The sequence below is a fragment of the Mesorhizobium sp. P2_F5 genome, assembly GCF_056403715.1.
Genome location: NZ_JBFUEY010000004.1, coordinates 321,441 through 338,112 on the forward strand (window position 1 = coordinate 321,441; position 16,672 = coordinate 338,112).

The 16,672-nt window shown below is 63.8% G+C and carries 17 protein-coding genes; 6 read left to right on the plus strand and 11 right to left on the minus strand.

Annotated elements, in window-relative coordinates:
• Window positions 1-75 precede the first annotated feature (75 nt).
• Entirely contained in the window at window positions 76-1,077 is a 1,002-nt protein-coding gene (locus AC1DYO_RS08095; RefSeq protein WP_477262014.1) for an ornithine cyclodeaminase family protein, read from the plus strand.
• On the plus strand, window positions 1,074-2,582 hold the full coding sequence (locus AC1DYO_RS08100; RefSeq protein WP_477262016.1) for an HAL/PAL/TAL family ammonia-lyase: 1,509 nt from the start codon (window positions 1,074-1,076) through the stop codon (window positions 2,580-2,582). Before AC1DYO_RS08095 ends, AC1DYO_RS08100 begins: the two co-directional genes overlap by 4 nt.
• Here AC1DYO_RS08100 and AC1DYO_RS08105 read toward each other — a convergent pair whose 3' ends face one another.
• The 5 genes from AC1DYO_RS08105 to AC1DYO_RS08125 all read right to left on the minus strand — a co-directional run bounded on the left by AC1DYO_RS08105 (window position 2,583) and on the right by AC1DYO_RS08125 (window position 7,534).
• Complete coding sequence (locus AC1DYO_RS08105; protein ID WP_477262018.1) at window positions 2,583-3,386, minus strand: 3-methyl-2-oxobutanoate hydroxymethyltransferase; 804 nt, start codon at window positions 3,384-3,386, stop codon at window positions 2,583-2,585.
• 88 nt (window positions 3,387-3,474) lie between these two features.
• Complete coding sequence (locus AC1DYO_RS08110; RefSeq protein WP_477262020.1) at window positions 3,475-4,569, minus strand: fatty acid desaturase family protein; 1,095 nt, start codon at window positions 4,567-4,569, stop codon at window positions 3,475-3,477.
• Window positions 4,570-4,585: 16 nt separating this feature from the next.
• On the minus strand, window positions 4,586-5,500 hold the full coding sequence (locus AC1DYO_RS08115; protein WP_477262022.1) for a sugar phosphate isomerase/epimerase family protein: 915 nt from the start codon (window positions 5,498-5,500) through the stop codon (window positions 4,586-4,588).
• Window positions 5,501-5,557: 57 nt separating this feature from the next.
• Window positions 5,558-6,646, minus strand: a complete 1,089-nt coding sequence (locus AC1DYO_RS08120; protein ID WP_477262024.1) for a Gfo/Idh/MocA family protein — start codon at window positions 6,644-6,646, stop codon at window positions 5,558-5,560.
• 117 nt (window positions 6,647-6,763) lie between these two features.
• Window positions 6,764-7,534: an IclR family transcriptional regulator domain-containing protein gene (locus tag AC1DYO_RS08125; RefSeq protein WP_477262026.1), complete on the minus strand. Its 771-nt coding sequence runs from the start codon at window positions 7,532-7,534 to the stop codon at window positions 6,764-6,766.
• 104 nt (window positions 7,535-7,638) lie between these two features.
• Here AC1DYO_RS08125 and AC1DYO_RS08130 point away from each other — a divergent pair, with 104 nt between their 5' ends.
• From AC1DYO_RS08130 to pcaF, 3 genes are read left to right on the plus strand one after another with little or no spacing between them, the layout of a single operon-like run.
• On the plus strand, window positions 7,639-8,496 hold the full coding sequence (locus AC1DYO_RS08130) for a CoA transferase subunit A (protein WP_477262028.1): 858 nt from the start codon (window positions 7,639-7,641) through the stop codon (window positions 8,494-8,496).
• The gene (locus AC1DYO_RS08135; RefSeq protein ID WP_477262030.1) at window positions 8,493-9,281 is read left to right on the plus strand and encodes a CoA-transferase subunit beta; all 789 of its coding nucleotides are present in this window, start codon (window positions 8,493-8,495) and stop codon (window positions 9,279-9,281) included. Before AC1DYO_RS08130 ends, AC1DYO_RS08135 begins: the two co-directional genes overlap by 4 nt.
• A 1-nt stretch (window position 9,282) precedes the next feature.
• Window positions 9,283-10,488, plus strand: coding sequence for a 3-oxoadipyl-CoA thiolase (pcaF, locus tag AC1DYO_RS08140; protein ID WP_477262449.1), 1,206 nt, complete (start codon window positions 9,283-9,285; stop codon window positions 10,486-10,488).
• A 13-nt stretch (window positions 10,489-10,501) separates the two neighbouring features.
• Here the strand turns inward: pcaF and pobA are convergent, their stop codons facing one another.
• From pobA to pcaD, 6 genes are all read right to left on the minus strand, one after another.
• Complete coding sequence (gene pobA / locus AC1DYO_RS08145) at window positions 10,502-11,674, minus strand: 4-hydroxybenzoate 3-monooxygenase (RefSeq protein WP_477262032.1); 1,173 nt, start codon at window positions 11,672-11,674, stop codon at window positions 10,502-10,504.
• Window positions 11,674-12,726, minus strand: coding sequence for a 3-carboxy-cis,cis-muconate cycloisomerase (locus AC1DYO_RS08150; protein ID WP_477262034.1), 1,053 nt, complete (start codon window positions 12,724-12,726; stop codon window positions 11,674-11,676). The genes pobA and AC1DYO_RS08150 overlap by 1 nt, the downstream gene beginning before the upstream one ends.
• Before the next feature lie 112 nt (window positions 12,727-12,838).
• Entirely contained in the window at window positions 12,839-13,453 is a 615-nt protein-coding gene (pcaG, locus tag AC1DYO_RS08155) for a protocatechuate 3,4-dioxygenase subunit alpha (protein WP_477262036.1), read from the minus strand.
• Entirely contained in the window at window positions 13,453-14,208 is a 756-nt protein-coding gene (gene pcaH / locus AC1DYO_RS08160) for a protocatechuate 3,4-dioxygenase subunit beta (RefSeq protein WP_477262451.1), read from the minus strand. The genes pcaG and pcaH overlap by 1 nt, the downstream gene beginning before the upstream one ends.
• Window positions 14,198-14,611, minus strand: a complete 414-nt coding sequence (gene pcaC / locus AC1DYO_RS08165) for a 4-carboxymuconolactone decarboxylase (protein ID WP_477262038.1) — start codon at window positions 14,609-14,611, stop codon at window positions 14,198-14,200. The genes pcaH and pcaC overlap by 11 nt, the downstream gene beginning before the upstream one ends.
• Entirely contained in the window at window positions 14,604-15,413 is an 810-nt protein-coding gene (gene pcaD / locus AC1DYO_RS08170; protein WP_477262040.1) for a 3-oxoadipate enol-lactonase, read from the minus strand. The genes pcaC and pcaD overlap by 8 nt, the downstream gene beginning before the upstream one ends.
• A gap of 92 nt (window positions 15,414-15,505) precedes the next feature.
• Here pcaD and pcaQ point away from each other — a divergent pair, with 92 nt between their 5' ends.
• The gene (gene pcaQ, locus AC1DYO_RS08175; protein WP_477262042.1) at window positions 15,506-16,423 is read left to right on the plus strand and encodes a pca operon transcription factor PcaQ; all 918 of its coding nucleotides are present in this window, start codon (window positions 15,506-15,508) and stop codon (window positions 16,421-16,423) included.
• Window positions 16,424-16,672 lie beyond the last annotated feature (249 nt).

Here is a 16,672-nt window from a genome sequence, read left to right on the forward strand (position 1 = left end):
TAGCCAACAAACTTCCGTGTCGGCCCGCAGCCTGCTATGGGATGGGCGGGGCGACGGAGGAAAGTGCGCGCATAAATGAAGCCGATCTATATCGACTACCTCAATGCCCTCGATATCGAAGCTCTTGATATGACCGACGGCGAAATCATTGCCGCCGTCGAGGCTGGGCTTATCGCGCAAGGCAACGGCCAGACGGTGATCGAGCCGCGCGTTCATCTCGAACCCGATCCGGCCTTCCATGGCCATTTCAATGTGCTGCGCGGCTACGTCGCGCCGCTCGATGCGGCCGGCGTGAAAATCGTCGGCGACTATGTCGACAACTATCTGCACGGCCTGCCCTCGGAATTCGGCATCCTCAACCTGTTCGATCCGCGCACCGGCACGCCGCGCGCCATTCTCGACGCCACCGTCATCACCGACATGCGCACCGGCGCCGTCACCGCCATCGGCGCCAAGCATCTGGCGCGCAAGAATTCCAAGGTGCTGGCCCATGTCGGCGCGCGCGGCACCGCCTATTGGAACGTGCGCCTGCTCGACCATCTCTTCGATTTCGACGAAATCCGCGTCCACTCGCGCCGTCCGGAAAGCCGCGATAGTTTTGCCGCAAAACTCTCCGCCGATCTCGGCAAGACGGTCACGGCCGTGGCCGACTGGGAGAGCTGCGTCAAAGGCGCCGACATCGTCGTCGAGGCCTCGCGGCTGCCGGAGCCGCAGCCGCTGCTCAAGACCGAATGGATCAAGCCCGGTGCGTTCGTCGTGCCCTATGGCACGATGAGCGCGGTGGAGATATCGCTGACCGACATCATGCAGAAAATGGTCGTCGACGATTGGGGCCAGTGCAAGGGCGGCAAGTTCGGCTCGCTGCGCGCCCATGTCGAGACCGGGCGGCTGAGCGAAAAGACACTGCATGCCGAGCTCGGCCAGATCGCCGCCGGCCTGAAGGCGGGACGCGAGAGCGACGAGGAGACAATCCTGTTCTGGCATCGCGGCCTGTCGCTCTCCGACATTGCCTTGGGCAAGGCGATGTTGGCCAAGGCCGCGGACAAGGGCATCGGCCAGAGGCTGCGCTTCGCATGAGCGCGTTCGTCCTCACCGGCGCCGGCATCAGCGTCGAGGATGTCGCACAGGTCGCCCGCGCTGGCCGCAAGGTCGAGGTGGCGCCCGATGTCATCGAGAGGCTCGACAAAGCCCGCAAAGTGCTCGATCAGGCCGCCGCGTCCGGCCAGAAGATTTACGGCCTCAACACCGGCCTCGGCGCCAATCTCGGCACCTCGGTCGAAGGCGATGCCGGCGCCTTCCAGCGCCAGTTGCTGGAAGGACGAAGCGGCGCTGTCGGCGAGCCGTTGCCGCAAGAAGCGGTGCGGGCGACCATGTTTGCCCGCGCCGCGATGTTCTCGGTTGGCGGCTCGGGTATTTCACCGGCGGTTTTCACGGCGCTCGTCGATGCGCTCAATGCCGGTGTGCATCCGGTGATGCCTGGGCTCGGCTCGATCGGCGACGGCGACCTGGTGCTGATGACGGCCCTTGCCCGCATGCTGACCGGCGACGGCGAAGCCGACTATCAGGGCCGACGCATGCCGTCGGCCAAGGCACTGATGATGGCGCGGCTCGCCCCGATCAGCCTTGCGCCCAAGGACGGGCTGTCGCTGATCAACGCCTCGGCTGTTTCAGCCGGCAGCGGTGCGTTGGCGCTGGCCGACGCGCTGTCTGCCTTTGCACAACAGCAGCAGGCCGGCGCTCTGACCATGGAAGGCATTGGCGCCAATCGCACCATCCTCGATCCGCGCCTGCATCTGGCGCGGCCGGCCGCCTGCCAGCAAATGGCGGCAAAGGGTCTACGCGATCTGCTTGCCCGCGACGAGGAGCCGGCGCCGACCACCTTGCAGGACCCGCTGTCGATCCGCTGCATGCCGTCGATCCATGGCGCGCTGATCCAGGCGATCGACCAGGCGCGGCTGGCGCTTGAGATCGAACTCAACGCCGCCGCCGACAATCCGCTGGTGCTGGGCGAGGACGGGCTGGTGCTGTCGACCGGCAATTTCCATACGACGTCGTTGGCGCTCGCCTTCGAGACGCTCGGCCTGGCGATCGCCCAGTGTGCGGCCGCGAGCGCTGCCCGTTTCATCCAGCTCACCGGTTCCGGCCGCAACGGCCTGCCGAAATATCTGTCGCCGGTCGGTGGCGCCTCGGCCGGTTTCGTGCCGCTGCAAAAGACGGTTGCGGCAATCCTGGCCGCCATCCGCCACAAGGCCAATCCGGTGATGCTGGATTTCCTGGCCGTGTCCGAAGGCGTCGAGGACCTTGCGACGCAAACGCCGCTCGCGGTTTCGAAATGCGCCGGGATGATCGCCCTGTGGCGGCGGTTGATTGCCTTCGAACTGATGGCCGCCGCGCAAGCCGTAGATTTCCGCGACGGCCTCAAGCTGGCGCCGGGCGTCGCGGCGATCCATGCCGCGGTGCGCGCGCATGTGGCAATGCTCAGGGAGGACCGGCCGCTGGGAGTGGATTCCGAAATGCTCTATGCCATGCTCGCCGACGGAACGTGGCAAGGCGCAGCGACGGTCGGCAAAGAAGCCGAGTAATCAACTCTTTGCGTCTACCCTCTTCAAGAACAGGCTTAGCTCGGCCGGGTCCATGCGCACGACATGCTTGTCCTCCGGATACACGCCGCTGTTGACGTCGGCGACATATTCGGAAAACGCTGCCACCCGCTCCGCCTGGAGCCGATCGTACTCGGCGGCGAAATTGCGATAGACCTTGGAATGGCGCGGCATGTGGCCCTTGTTCTGGCCGAGTATGTCGTCGGCGAACAGATACTGCGCATCGCAGCCGGTGCCGGCGCCCATCGACAACATGATCAGCGAGGTGCGCTCCGAGATCGCCTTGGCGACCTCGACCGGCACCACTTCGATCTCAGCGCCGAGCGCACCGACGGCCTCATACTGTTTCACCGCGTCGAATATCTGCATGGCGGTGTCGGCGGTCTTGCCGACGGCCTTGAAGCCGCCGGTCCAGGTCGCGCGGGAAGGAATAAGGCCGACATGGCCGATGACAGGAATGGCGTCATCGGCGAGCCGCTTGACGGTGGCGAAGCCGGCGCTGCAATAGACCGCGTCAGCGCCCGCTTTGTAGAGCGGGAAAGCCCAGCGGATGAAATCATCCGCCGTGCCGATCTCATAAAAGTTCTCGCCGGGCATGGTGAACAGGCTGGGGGCTGCGTCACGGTATGCGGGGTTGAGCACCAGTTCCGGCGGCACCGAGACGATGTCGACCCCAGCCCGCTCGGCGGCCTCGGCCTCCTCCATCGTCATAACGCGCAGCATGGTCAGCTGGCGCTTGCCTTTCATGGCGCGCAGATCGGCGACGGTCGGTCTCTTTCGGCTCATCGGGATGTCCCTGTTTGCTGGAATCTGATTTTCCCGGTCACCTTAACGGCCACGTAGCAGGCCGGATAGAAGGCGGGTGGTTTATTCGCTATTCGGCCGCCGCCGACATATCGACCTCGTGGAACTCGCCGCGATAGGGTCGCGCCGTCGCCGGCAATTCGCGCTTGAGGAAATAGTCCTCGTACCGAAGCTGTTTCAGCAGCACTGGCCACACCTCGCGATAGGCGTGCCACATCGATGGGTTCGCCACCGGCAGGTCGTGCTTGATCAGTTCATGCAGCTTCGGCAGCGCGTGATAGGGCACCATCGGGAACATGTGGTGTTCGACGTGATAGTTCATGTTCCAGTAGATGAAGCGGCTGACCGGGTTCATGTAAACCGTGCGGCTGTTGAGCCGATGGTCGACGACATTGTCGGCCAGCCCGATATGCTGCAGCAGGCCGGTCAGCACCATGTGCCAGCTGCCATAGAGGCGCGGCAATCCGATCAGCACCAGCGGCAGCCATGACCCCAGCGCGATCGCGAAAGCGATCGTCGCAACGTATATGGCGATGTGCCAGCGCGCCGCGGTGATCGCCTTCGCTTGCTCCATCTCGGGGATGTAGCTCTTCTCGTCATCCGACAGTCTGCCGAACGCCTGCCGCACCAGCGTCGGCAGCGCGTAACGGAAGTCGAGGATACCGGTGAAGGCGAGCGCTGCCCGCAACAGGTCCGGCGGACGCATGACGGCGATCTCGGCGTCGCGGCCGACGATGATGGTATCGGTGTGGTGGCGGGCGTGGCTCCAGCGCCACTGCACCGGATTGCGCACCAGCATGAACGAGGCAATCTCATAGACGACGTCGCTCATCCAGCGCGTGCGGAAGGCGGTGCCATGGCCGCATTCATGCCAGCGCGAGTCGCTCGACGAACCATAGAGCACGCCATAGACGAGCAGGAACGGCAACACCCACCATGTGCCCCAGAACCAGACGATGCCGGCCGCCGAGCCCAGGATCGCAGCGATCCAGATCACGGTGTCGCGGATCGCCGGACCGTCGGAACGCTGCATCAGCTCCTTCATCTGCTTGCGCGGCACGTCGGTGTGATACCACTCGGCCGAGGCCAGCCCGATCTCGATGGCCCGGCGGGTGCTTTCGCCGACCAGGCTGTAATCGCGCTTTGTCTTGGCCGCCGTCGCCATCGCCGTTTCGCCCTGCTCAAAGCCCGTTGGCGCGGAATTTCCCGTCGAGAAATGTTTTCGCGCGCGGCACGTCATCCTCGGTCAGATGCTCGATGATGACGGGGATGTTCGGATGCTTCTCGCTGAGCCGTTGCAGATAAAGATCGTAGTTCAGCGAACCGAGACCGGGCGCCGGCAATTCGATCTCGCCGACGCCGCGGAAGGTCAGCCCCTCATGCGCGTCCGCATCGCCGATATCGGCATGCTTCTCCGTCTTGTCAGTCCCGGAGCGCTTGACGTCCTTGGCATGCGCGATGCGGATCTTGTCAGTCAGCGTGTCGAACACCTGGTTCAGCACCTGGTCCATGCGGTCGATGTTGTGCGCCTCGAAATAATTGGTCGGGTCCATCAGCAGGCCAAGGCCGGGATGGTCGACCTGCGCGAACATTTTGACCGTCTCCTCGACCGAGCCGACGACATTGTTGACATAGGTTTCGAGCAGGAACACCGCGCCATGGTCATAGGCGGTCTGGGCAAGGTCCGAGATCACCTTGCGGCATTCCTCAAAACCTTCCTCGGTCTTGTTTTTGGGATGATGCACCCAGTCGGATTCGGTGTTGTAGGTGCCGGTCTCGGAGATCACGTAGGGCGAGCCGAAGTCGCGCGCGTTGCGGATGATCTCCTTGAGATAGCCGACGCGCTTTGCGCGCTCGGCTTTATCAGGATGGATGATGTTGGTGTAGCCCGAGATGCAGCAGACCGGCAGATTGTGGTCGCGGAACGTGTCGCGGACTTTCCTGGCCTTGTCTCCTGTGATCTGCCCGGCGGACAGGTCGACATCCCTGAAATGCATGTCGAGTTGGACCGTGTTGAAACCGAGCGCACGGATGCGCCTTGCGGCCTCCGCGAGCTCGTAAGGGAAATAGCCGGTGAAGATCCCTGCCTGCATCATGATGTGAACTCCTCCCGGTAAGCGATTCAGCCGCCACGCTATTCGGCGGCAAGATGTTCAGTCGATCGATATCTCGGACAGTTTGATGGTGCGGCCTTCCGCCATCGAACGATAGCCAGCCTCAACCAGCGCCATAGTCTTGACGTTGTCGGCAACCGACAGCGCCGGCGGCGCGCCCGTCTTCACCGCATGCTGCAATTGTTCCATGACGCCGATGAAGGCGTGCGGGAACCACATCGTCTCCCAGCTTGGGCTCACCCATGCGCCGCCGGTCGTTTCGGTCGAGGCATAAGTCAGCGTCGAGGCGACGCCTTTCGGCCAGCCGATCGTGCCCTTGGCGACACCCTTGGTGCCGTCGACGCGCCAGTTGATGTGCTGATCGTCCTCGTAGCCTTCCTGGCACGGACCGGACCAGACGTCCTCCAGCGACACGGCAAGCACGCCGGAGGGGAACCGCAGCGTCGAGACGGTGATGCCGTCGGAATGCTCGAATGTCGTGCGCGGATCCTTGCGCGTCAGCGTGGTGATTTCATCCGGGTCGCCGAACAGGAAGCGCAGCACGTCAAGGTGGTGCACGCTCATATTGGCGAGCGTCAGCCGGTCGTAATCCTGAAGGAAGGTCTGCCAGTGCGGGATGGCGTGCATGTCGATCTGCGCGAAAACGATGTCGCCCAGCGCGCCGCTGTCGATGATCTGCTTCAACACGCGCATCGACTGGTCGTAGCGCATGTTCTGGTTGACCGAGAGGATCTTGCCGGACTTTGCCGCCTCGTCGCGCAGCTTCACGGCTTCATCCACAGACAGCGCCAGCGGCTTCTGCGCCAGGATCGCCTTGATATGCTTCTGCTTCAGCGCATGGCGGATCAGCGCCGGCTGCTGGTCGGGCGGAAAGGCAAGGTCGACGATCTCCACCTCTGGATCCTCGATCAGCTGTTCCGGCGTGTCATGAACTTTCGGAATGCCCCAGCGGTTCGCCACCTTCTCGGCGCTGGCCCTCGTCCGGGAAGCGATCGCCACCACCGGGAACCCGGCTTGCGCATAGGCGGCGAGATGGCATTCGGCCATGATCATGCCGGCGCCGATGCAACCGATCCGGTATTCGCTGGTGCGAACCTTTACATCCGGCTCGAAACCCTGGCCTGCCATCCATTCCTCCCGTGAAGGACAGGATATAGCGCCATGGCCGGTCCATCGGCCAAGGTCCGCTCCATCAATTCCCATCAGAACCATGGCACCGCCAAGCTTCGGACAGCTCGCATCCGGTCAGACGAAGAAAAATTCCTCGACGCGTTGCTTGGCCTTCCGCAGCGCCGGCAGGATATCCCGCTCCATCTCTGCCACCGAAAACCGCGCCGACTGGGTCGACATATTGATTGCCGCCACCGTCCGCCCGGATCGGTCGGCAATCGGCACGGCAAGCGAGCGCAGGCCGAACTCCAGTTCCTCATCGACAATGGCAAAGCCATCCGCCCTCGCCGCGTCAATCGCCTTGCCAAGCGCGGCACGGCTGGTGATCGTCTTCGGTGTCCGCCGCTCGATCTTGGCCTCGGCAAGGAAGACCTTCAGTTCGTCCGCGCCCAGCCCCGCAAGCAGGACACGCCCCATTGAGGTGCAGTGCGCCGGCAGCCTGGTGCCGACGTCAAGCGACACGCTGAGGATGCGGCGGCCGGGAATGCGCGCGACATAGACGACTTCCTCGCCCGACAGCACCGCCGCGTTGCAGGCCTCATTAAACTGCCCGGCCAGCTCACGCATGATCGGCGCCGCAAAGGTCCACAGCGAAGCACCGCCAAGCCAGGTCCGCACGACAGTCAGGAGACGTGGCGAAAGTGAAAACAGTCGACCGGCTTGCGTCGCGTAACCGGTGGCGGTCAGCGTCAGCAGGAAGCGGCGCGCGCCGGCGCGGGTCAGCCCCGCCTCCTCCGCCATTTCGGTCAGCGTCATGCCGGCCGGGTGCCGGGCAAGGATCTCCATGACCGCAAGGCCGCGTTCCAGCGAGCCGACATGGTCGCGCGAAGTTCCCTCGTCATCCATTTTGGCCTCTGCAAGCGACGTTGTTGACTCGGCGCGACGATTCGATGTAGAAGTATCGCATACAAAACATTTGTTCGCAATACGAACTTTTTGGAGTTCCCGCGATGGTCAAGTTCCTACCGCTCAATCAGGCCGTGGCCGAGAACCTGCACGATGGCGATGCGGTCGCCTTCGAGGGCTTCACCCATTTGATCCCGACGGCGGCGGCGCATGAAGCGATCCGCCAGGGATTTCGCGACCTGACGCTGATCCGCATGACCCCCGACCTGATCTACGACCAGATGATCGGCATGGGCATGGCGAAGAAGATCATCTTCTCCTATGTCGGCAATCCTGGCGTCGGCCTGCTGCGGCGCGCCCGTGACGCCATCGAGAACGGCTTTCCCCGGGCAATCGAGATCGAGGAACACAGCCATGCCGGCATGGCCAACGCCTATGAGGCGGGTGCTTCCGGCCTGCCCTGCGCGGTGTTCCGCGGCTATCGCGGCGCCGAGCTGACGGCGGTCAATCCCAACATTCGCTCGGTCACCTGCCCGTTCACTGGCGAGGTGCTGGCGGCTGTTCCATCAATCCGCCCCGACGTCACTTTCATCCACGCGCAGAAGGCCGACAAAAAGGGCAATGTGCTGGTCGAAGGCATCATCGGCATCCAGAAGGAAGCAGTGCTGGCAGCTAAACGCGCCGTGGTGACGGTGGAGGAAGTGGTCGACGATTTCGACGACCTCCACCCCAATCTCACCGTGCTGCCGCGCTGGACCATCGCGGCCATATCGGTCGTGCCCGGCGGTTCGCATCCCTCCTACACGCACGGCTACTATGCCAGGGACAACGCCGCCTATCTCGAATGGGACGACATCGCCGCCGACCGTGAAAAATTCCAGGCCTGGATGCAGGCCAATGTCATCGAACGCTCGGCGGACGATTTTGCCGGCCGCGTAAAACATCTGAGGAGCGCGGCATGAGTGGCTTCACCCCCAACGAGATGATGACGATTGCCGCCAGCCGCGCATTGAAGAACGACGACGTCTGCTTCGTCGGCATCGGCGCGCCGTCGGCCGCCTGCAATGTCGCGCGGCTGACGCATGCGCCCGACATCACGCTGATCTATGAAAGCGGCACGATCGGCACCGCGCCCGACGTATTGCCGCTGTCGATCGGCGACGGCGAACTCTGTGACACCGCCGTCACCACCGTCTCGGTGCCGGAGATGTTCCGCTACTGGCTGCAGGGTGGCCGCATTTCCATCGGTTTCCTCGGTGCCGCCCAGCTCGACAAATTCGGCAACATCAACACCACCGTCATCGGCGACTATGCGCACCCGAAGACTCGCCTGCCCGGCGGCGGCGGCGCGCCGGAGATCGCCACCTCGTCGAAGGAGATCTACATCACCATGGCGCAGACCAAGCGCGGCATGGTCGAAAAGATCGACTTCTTCACTTCCTTCGGCCATGGCGACGGCGGCGACCACCGCCAGCGCCTCGGCATCGACTCCGCAGGACCGACCTTGCTGATCACCGACCTCGCCATCTGGAAGCCAGACCCGGTGACCAAGGAATTCACCGTGGTGTCGCTTCACCCCGGCGTGACGCGCCAGCAAGTGCAGGACACCTGCGGCTGGGTGGTGAAATTCGCCGAGGCGCTTGAAGAGACACCAGCGCCAACCGCACTCGAACTCACGACATTGCGCGACCTGCAGGCCCGCACCAAGGCGGCGCATGAAGGAAGCGGAAAAGAAAAGGCTGCATGACATGGCCGAGGCCTTCATCTGTGACTACATCCGCACCCCGATCGGCCGCTTCGGCGGCTCCCTGTCTTCGGTACGCGCTGACGATCTCGGCGCCATCCCGCTGAAGGCGCTGATCGAACGCAATCCCGGCATCGACTGGCAGGCGGTGGACGACGTCGTCCTAGGCTGCGCCAACCAGGCCGGCGAGGACAATCGCAACGTCGCGCGCATGTCGCTGCTGCTGGCCGGACTGCCGAAGGAGGTTTCCGGCTCGACCGTCAATCGCCTCTGCGGTTCCGGCATGGATGCGCTCACCATCGCCGCCCGCGCCATCAAGTCGGGCGAGGCCGAGTTGATGATCGCCGGCGGTGTCGAATCGATGAGCCGCGCCCCCTTCGTCATGCCCAAGGCCGAGACCGCCTTTTCGCGCCATGCCGAGATCTATGACACCACCATCGGCTGGCGCTTCATCAACCCGCTGATGAAGAAACAGTACGGCGTCGATTCCATGCCCGAGACCGGCGAGAACGTCGCCGAGGATTTTTCCGTGTCGCGCGCCGACCAGGATGCCTTTGCCGTGCGCAGCCAGGACAAGGCTGTCGCAGCACAGGCCAATGGCCGGCTGGCGAAGGAAATCACCCCGGTGACCATCCCGCAGAAGAAGGGCGATGCGATTATCGTATCGAAGGACGAGCATCCCCGCGCCGGAACCACGGTCGAGTCTTTGGCCAAATTGCCGACGCCGTTCCGCCAGGGCGGCACGATCACCGCCGGCAACGCATCGGGTGTCAATGATGGCGCGGCGGCACTGATCGTCGCCTCGGAAGCGGCGGTAAAGAAATACGGCCTGACGCCGATCGCTCGCATCCTCGGCGGTGCCGCCGCCGGCGTGGCGCCACGCATCATGGGCATCGGCCCGGCACCGGCGACGAAAAAGCTCTGTGCTCGTCTCGGCCTGACGCCACAGCAATTCGATGTCATCGAACTCAACGAAGCCTTCGCCTCACAAGGCATCGCTGTGCTGCGCCAACTCGGCATCGGCGAGGACGCGGACTACGTCAACCCGAATGGCGGCGCCATCGCGCTCGGCCATCCGCTCGGCATGTCGGGGGCGCGCATCACCGGCACCGCGGCGCTGGAATTGCGCGAGCGCGGCGGCCGCTATGCGCTCGCCACCATGTGCATCGGTGTTGGTCAAGGCATCGCGGTGGCGCTCGAGCGGGTTTGACGGCTTCCACCGATCAATAAGGAAGTCCGACGTAGTTCTCGGCAAGAGCGGTCGACGCCGCTTGCGAATGCACGAGATAGTCGAGTTCGGCTTCCTGGATGCGCTGGCCGAACTCGCCCGTATCGGGAAAGCGGTGCAGCATCGTCGTCATCCACCAGGAAAAGCGCACCGCTTTCCACACCCTGGCCAGCGCCTTGGCCGAATAGGCGTCGAGCCCGACCTTCGATTTGTCGAGATAGAATTCGCGAAGCCCGGCAAAGAGATAGCGCACATCGCTGGCGGCGAGGTTGAGCCCTTTGGCGCCGGTCGGCGGCACGATATGGGCGGCGTCCCCGACCAGGAACAGCCGGCCGAAGCGCATCGGCTCGGCAACGAACGAGCGCAGCGGCGCGATCGACTTTTCGAAGGACGGGCCGGTAACGACGGCGGCAGCGGTCTGTACCGGCAGGCGGCGGCGCAACTCATCCCAGAAGCGGTCGTCGCTCCAGGCTTCGACGCGCTCGTCGACCGGGACCTGCACATAGTAGCGACTGCGATGGGTCGAGCGCATCGAGCACAGCGCAAAGCCGCGCTCATGGTTGGCATAGACCAGTTCGTGATCGGCCGGCGGCACTTCGGCCAGCACACCGAGCCAGCCGAACGGATAGGTCCGCTCGAAGGTCTTCAGCGCGCGCTCAGGCACCGATTTGCGGCTGACGCCATGATAGCCGTCGCAGCCGGCGATGAAGTCGCAATCGATGCGATGGCTAGCGCCATCCTTCTCGTAAGTCACGAAAGGCGTCTCACCGTCGAAGCCGTGCAGCGCAACGTTTGCCGCCTCGTAGACAGTGGTCAGGCCCGCCGCCTCGCGTTTGTCCATCAGATCGTGCGTCACTTCGGTCTGGCCGTAGACGGTGACGTGCCTGCCGCCGGTCAGCGCCGACAGGTCGAGCCGGTGCAGGCTGCCGCCGAAGGCGAGCGAAAGGCCGGAATGCGGCAGCCCCTCGGCGTGCAGCCTTGCAGCCGCACCCGCTTCCTCCAGCAACTCGACCGTGCCCTGTTCGAGCACCCCTGCCCGCACGCGGCCAAGCACGTGCTCCCGGCTCGAACGCTCGAGGATCACCGTCTCGACGCCGATGCCGCTGAGCAGCTGGCCGAGCAACAAGCCGGACGGTCCGGAGCCGACAATGACGATTTTTGTGCGCATCAGTGCCCCAGGCTCTCGATCTGTCCGGCAAGTTCGGCGGCGAGCCGCAACGCGGCCGCGGTCGCAATCACCATTTGCGGCAACAGCAGCCATTCCAGCGTCCACGCGGCGCCCGAGCGCTCCTGCTCATGCACCAGCGCCTGATGCATGCCGGAAAGCTGCGTGGCGTTGAAGCGCGCCAGCGTCACCAGCACCTCCGCTTTCACCGGGTTCTGCTTGTGCGGCATGGCCGACGAGCCGCCGCCGCCGGACAGTTTGATCTCAGCGCCGGCCTGCGCCATCAGTGCAATGTCCTGGCCGAACTTGCCGAGGCTGCCGGTGATGAGCGATAGCAGACCGGCGAACTCGGCCAGCGCATCGCGCTGGCTCTGCCATTGCGGTGCGTCGCCGAGGCCAAGCTTTGCGGCAAGTGCCGCACGCACCGCGGGGCCTTTGTCGCCGAGCTTTTCCAGCGTGCCGGCGGCGCCGCCAAATTGCACCACGAGCAGGCGTGGCGATTGTTCCGACAATCTCTGCCGATGCCGTTGCAACGGCACCCGCCATGTCGCAACCCGGTCCACTGCCCGGATGGGGATTGCCGGCTGCATGCGTGTCATCCCGGTGAACGCCTTGTCGCCGAAGCGTTCTTCCAGCGCCGTAAGCCGCAGGATGTTTTCGGTCAGCAGAAGATCAAGATGATCGATCACCTGGCGCAGCCGAAGCACCAGGCCAGTGTCGATGACATCCTGGCTGGTTGCGCCGAAATGCACGCTGGCATTGTGCGGCGCACCGACCGCTGCCTTCAACTGGCGCACCAGTTCGGGAACGATCACCCCATCTTTCGCCACGCCGGCCCGCAGCCGCGTTGTATCGGGCTTGTAGGACAACAGGACAGACACGATCGCCGCCGCGGCATCCTTGCCGATGATCCCGCTTTCGGCTTCCGCTTGCGCCAGCGCGCGTTCGAAATCGAGCATCGTATCGATTTCCGCATCGGCGGAGAAATGCCGTGCCGCCTCCTCGTCGCCGAGAAGGCCGGACAGCAGCGGATGGTCGAAGGGCGATACTGTCATGCGCGGGTCTCACAGAGCAATTCCAGGAAAAGTGTGAAGCGGTTTTCCGTCCGGAAGTGCGTCAGAAAAGGAGCTAGAGCCGTTCAGCGTTTCCGTGAAACGATGAACCGCTCTAGCTGTCGAAGAAGACCGTTTCCTTCTCCCCCTGGAGATGGACATCGAAAATGTAGGCGTCGCCTTGCCGCTCGGCTATCAGCGTCGGCACACGCAGCTTGTGCTCGATGCGAGCCAGGATCGGATCCTCGGCATTGGCCTTGTCCTCGTCGGAGAAATAGAGCCGCGTGTGCAGACCTATATTGATGCCGCGAGCGAAGATCCACAGGCTGATATGCGGCGCCATCAACCGCCCGTCGCTGAACGGCACGCGTCCCGGCTTGATCGTCTGAAAACTGCACAGTCCCGTTTCCATGTCGGTCGGCTGGCGGCCCCAGCCCTGAAAATCCGGATCGGCATCGCCACGCAACTCGGCCGGCGAATTGTAGAAGCCGTTGGCATCCGACTGCCAGATCTCGATCAGCGCGTCCTTGAGCGGCGTGCCGGTACCGTCGAGCACGCGGATGCGCAAACCGATGCGCTCGCCCTTGGTCTTGTCGTTGAGCATCGTCGCGCCGAGGTCGGTCGGATAGACGCCGCCAATGCCGCCGAAATTCGGCGTCAGCCCGATATGCACGTAAGGCCCCGCTGTCTGCGACGGGCTTTCCTTCAGCCGGGTGAGCGCCTGCGCCATCAATTGCCCTCCGGCCGGTTTTCGAACATTGAGGCGCGGCGTCCGCGCAGCACGATGTCGAACTTGTAGGCGCGCGCGTCGAACGGGATCGTCGCCTGCATGTCGAGCGCGGCGATCAGCGTCTCAACGGCCGCCTTGTCGCGGATGCCGCGCACGATCGGACACCGCCAGATCAGCGGGTCGCCCTCGAAATACATCTGCGTGATCAGCCGCTGCGCAAAGCCGTGGCCGAACACCGAGAAATGGATGTGCGAGGGCCGCCAGTCATTGGGCCCGTTCGGCCAGGGATAGGGACCGGGCTTCACCGTGCGAAAGGCATAGCCGCCATCAGCGTCGGTTATGGTGCGGCCACAGCCGCCGAAATTCGGATCGAGCGGCGCGAGATAGCCGTCCTTCTTGTGGCGGTAGCGGCCGCCTGCATTGGCTTGCCAAAATTCGAGCAGCGCGCCCGAGACGCCAACGCCGCGCTCGTCGAGCACCCGGCCATAGACGATGATGGGCTCGCCGATTGCGCTTTCGCCGGGCTTTGCGAAATTGTGGATCAGATCATCGTCGAGTTCGCCCAGCATAGCGTGGCCGAACACCGGGCCGGTGATTTCTGACAGCGTATTGTCGAAGGCCAGCAGCGCCTTCTGCGGCGAGCGCAGAACGGAAGTCTTGTAGTCCGGCGTCAGCGCCGGCGGGTGCCAGCGGCGATCGCGCTGGAAGAAGGCACCGGTCTCGGGCCTGCCGTTCGAGCCGGCATCAGCTGGCATGGCCATTCCTGCTTCCGTCCATTTCCGAAAACACCTCCTTGGCGATCCTGAAGGCGCGGTTGGCCGCCGGCACACCGGCATAGATCGCGACATGCAGGAACGCTTCGCAGATGTCGTCACGCGAAGCCCCGGTGTTGGCGGTGGCGCGCACATGCATGGCGACCTCTTCATCATGGCCGAGCGCGGCGAGCAGGGCCAGCGTCACGATCGAGCGCTCGCGCTTGCTAAAACCCGGCCGCGCCCACACCGTCCCCCATGCCGCCTCGGTGATCAGCTCCTGGAACGGCCGGTCGAAATCGGTGACGGCATCCTCGCTGCGGTCGACATGCGGGTCGCCGAGCACCGAGCGCCGCACCGTCAGCCCGGCCCGGTATCTGGTTTCGTTCTTGGACACTTCATCCATGGATCTGCTTTCTCTGAGGAAGCGACGCGACAAATTCTCGGATCAGGGCGATCAGCGCCCCGGGTTGCTCGACGCAAGGGATGTGGCCGGCATCGCGGATGATCTCAAAGCGCGCGCCGGGAATGAGGTCGGCCAGCCAGCGGACGAGATCCGGCGGCGTCGAGCCGTCCTGGTCGCCGACGACGCAAAGCGTGGGCACGGCGATGGCCTGCGCTGCCTGGGTGAAATCCGCATCGCGGACCGCGGCGCAGGTGCCGACATAACCGGCGATGGCCTGCCGGGTCATCATGTTCCAGTAGCCGTCCAGCTCGGCGACACGTTCCGTGTGGAAGGCCGGCGTGAACCACACCTTGAGCACGGCGTCGGCGATAGCCTGAATGCCTTTGGTTTCGACTGTTGCGATGCGCGTATTCCAGCTGTCGGCTGTGCCGATCTTGTGCGCTGTATCACACAGGATGAGACCTTCGACGAGTTCAGGGCGCCGCGCGTAAAACCCTTGCGCGACCAGGCCGCCGACCGACAGGCCGCAGAGCACCACGTTGGTCAGCCCGAAATGATCGATGAGGCCGGAGAGATCGTCGACATGATCGTCGATCGAGGAGATGCCGCCAATATCGGAGAGCCCGTGGCCGCGCTTGTCGTAAACCAGCAAGGGCATGTCAGCGTTCAATTCAGACACCACTTCGTCCCAGATGCGGAAGTCGGTGCCAAGCGAATTGATGAACACGACCGGTCTCGCACTGCCCTCCGCCTTGAAGTGACGATGGTGCAGCGTGATGCCGCCAATGTTGACGAATGGCACGATTTCGATCCTCCGTCTTCACATTGCACAAGGCATTTGGTTTGGTAAAATGATATTTTGCGCCGTTTCATTAACTGAGAGGTTACGAAACCATGTCCGAAAGCCGCATAAGGTTCCGTCACCTGCAGGCATTCCTTGAGGTAGCGCGGCAAGGCAGCGTGGCGAGGGCGGCCGACTTTCTTCATGTCAGTCCGCCGGCGGTGACCAAGACACTGCGCGAACTGGAGGAGGCGCTTGGCATCGCCGTTGTCGAACGCGACGGCCGAGGCATCAGGGTTACGCGGCTCGGCGAAATCTTCCTTGGCCATGCCGGCACGGCGATCACCGCCTTGAAGCGCGGCGTCGATTCGGTCAGGCAGGACGGCGCCATCAACCGCCATCCGATACGCATCGGCGCCCTGCCCACGGTGTCGGCCAGGGTCATGCCGCTCGCCATGACCCTGTTCCTCAAGGAGAACACGGGGGCTGCGATCAAGATCGTCACCGGCGAGAATGCCGTGCTGCTTGAGCAATTGCGCGTCGGCGCGCTCGACCTCGTCGTCGGCCGGCTGGCGGCGCCGGAAAACATGACCGGCTTCTTCTTCGAGCATCTCTATTCCGAACAGGTGCTGTTCGTGGTGCGGGCCGGCCACCCGCTGGCGCAGCCGGGCCAGGACATCTTCGCCCGGCTCGACGAATTCCCGGTGCTGATGCCGACGCGGGAATCGGTCATCCGCCCGTTTGTCGACCGCCTGTTCATCACCAACGGTATGACCGCGCCGGCGACCGAGATCGAGACCGTGTCGGATTCCTTCGGCCGCGCCTTCCTGCGGCAAAGCAATGCCGTCTGGATCATCTCGACCGGCGTCGTCGCCAATGAAATCTCCAGCGGAGCCTTCGTCGCTCTGCCCGTCAACACCGAGGAAACCAAGGGACCCGTCGGGCTGACCATGCGCACCGACACCGCCCCCTCGCCGGCCTTCGCCATCCTGCTGAAAACCATCCGCGAGGCGGCCAGCCAAGGCGGCTGAGGCGTTGTCCTTCAAGAGTGCCCAGCGATCAGATCAGTCTTGCAGACCTGCGTGAATGCGGAATTCTCGTAACCCCAGGGTTAACAAAACACCGCAAAATATCATTTTACCAAACCAAACGCCTGGGGCACTGTGGCAATGGGAGGATCGAAATCGTGCCGTTTGCCGGCATTGGCGGCGTTCCGCTGCCGCCTCAAAGCCAGCCGGGGCATATCCGGTCTGAAGAACGGGCGGCACCGATTTTGAGCA

Bases quoted from the DNA above. Each gene is read 5' to 3' on its own strand.
- pcaH (WP_477262451.1), bottom strand. From the start codon at position 14,208: ATGCCAGCTGATGCCGGCTCGAACGGCAGGCCCGAGACCGGTGCCTTC.
- AC1DYO_RS08125 (WP_477262026.1), bottom strand. From the start codon at position 7,534: ATGGATGACGAGGGAACTTCGCGCGACCATGTCGGCTCGCTGGAACGC.
- AC1DYO_RS08105 (WP_477262018.1), bottom strand. From the start codon at position 3,386: ATGAGCCGAAAGAGACCGACCGTCGCCGATCTGCGCGCCATGAAAGGC.
- pcaC (WP_477262038.1), bottom strand. From the start codon at position 14,611: ATGGATGAAGTGTCCAAGAACGAAACCAGATACCGGGCCGGGCTGACG.
- AC1DYO_RS08100 (WP_477262016.1), top strand. From the start codon at position 1,074: ATGAGCGCGTTCGTCCTCACCGGCGCCGGCATCAGCGTCGAGGATGTC.
- pcaQ (WP_477262042.1), top strand. From the start codon at position 15,506: ATGTCCGAAAGCCGCATAAGGTTCCGTCACCTGCAGGCATTCCTTGAG.
- AC1DYO_RS08120 (WP_477262024.1), bottom strand. From the start codon at position 6,646: ATGGCAGGCCAGGGTTTCGAGCCGGATGTAAAGGTTCGCACCAGCGAA.
- AC1DYO_RS08130 (WP_477262028.1), top strand. From the start codon at position 7,639: ATGGTCAAGTTCCTACCGCTCAATCAGGCCGTGGCCGAGAACCTGCAC.
- AC1DYO_RS08150 (WP_477262034.1), bottom strand. From the start codon at position 12,726: ATGACAGTATCGCCCTTCGACCATCCGCTGCTGTCCGGCCTTCTCGGC.
- AC1DYO_RS08095 (WP_477262014.1), top strand. From the start codon at position 76: ATGAAGCCGATCTATATCGACTACCTCAATGCCCTCGATATCGAAGCT.
- pcaF (WP_477262449.1), top strand. From the start codon at position 9,283: ATGGCCGAGGCCTTCATCTGTGACTACATCCGCACCCCGATCGGCCGC.
- pcaG (WP_477262036.1), bottom strand. From the start codon at position 13,453: ATGGCGCAGGCGCTCACCCGGCTGAAGGAAAGCCCGTCGCAGACAGCG.
- AC1DYO_RS08110 (WP_477262020.1), bottom strand. From the start codon at position 4,569: ATGGCGACGGCGGCCAAGACAAAGCGCGATTACAGCCTGGTCGGCGAA.
- AC1DYO_RS08135 (WP_477262030.1), top strand. From the start codon at position 8,493: ATGAGTGGCTTCACCCCCAACGAGATGATGACGATTGCCGCCAGCCGC.
- pobA (WP_477262032.1), bottom strand. From the start codon at position 11,674: ATGCGCACAAAAATCGTCATTGTCGGCTCCGGACCGTCCGGCTTGTTG.
- AC1DYO_RS08115 (WP_477262022.1), bottom strand. From the start codon at position 5,500: ATGATGCAGGCAGGGATCTTCACCGGCTATTTCCCTTACGAGCTCGCG.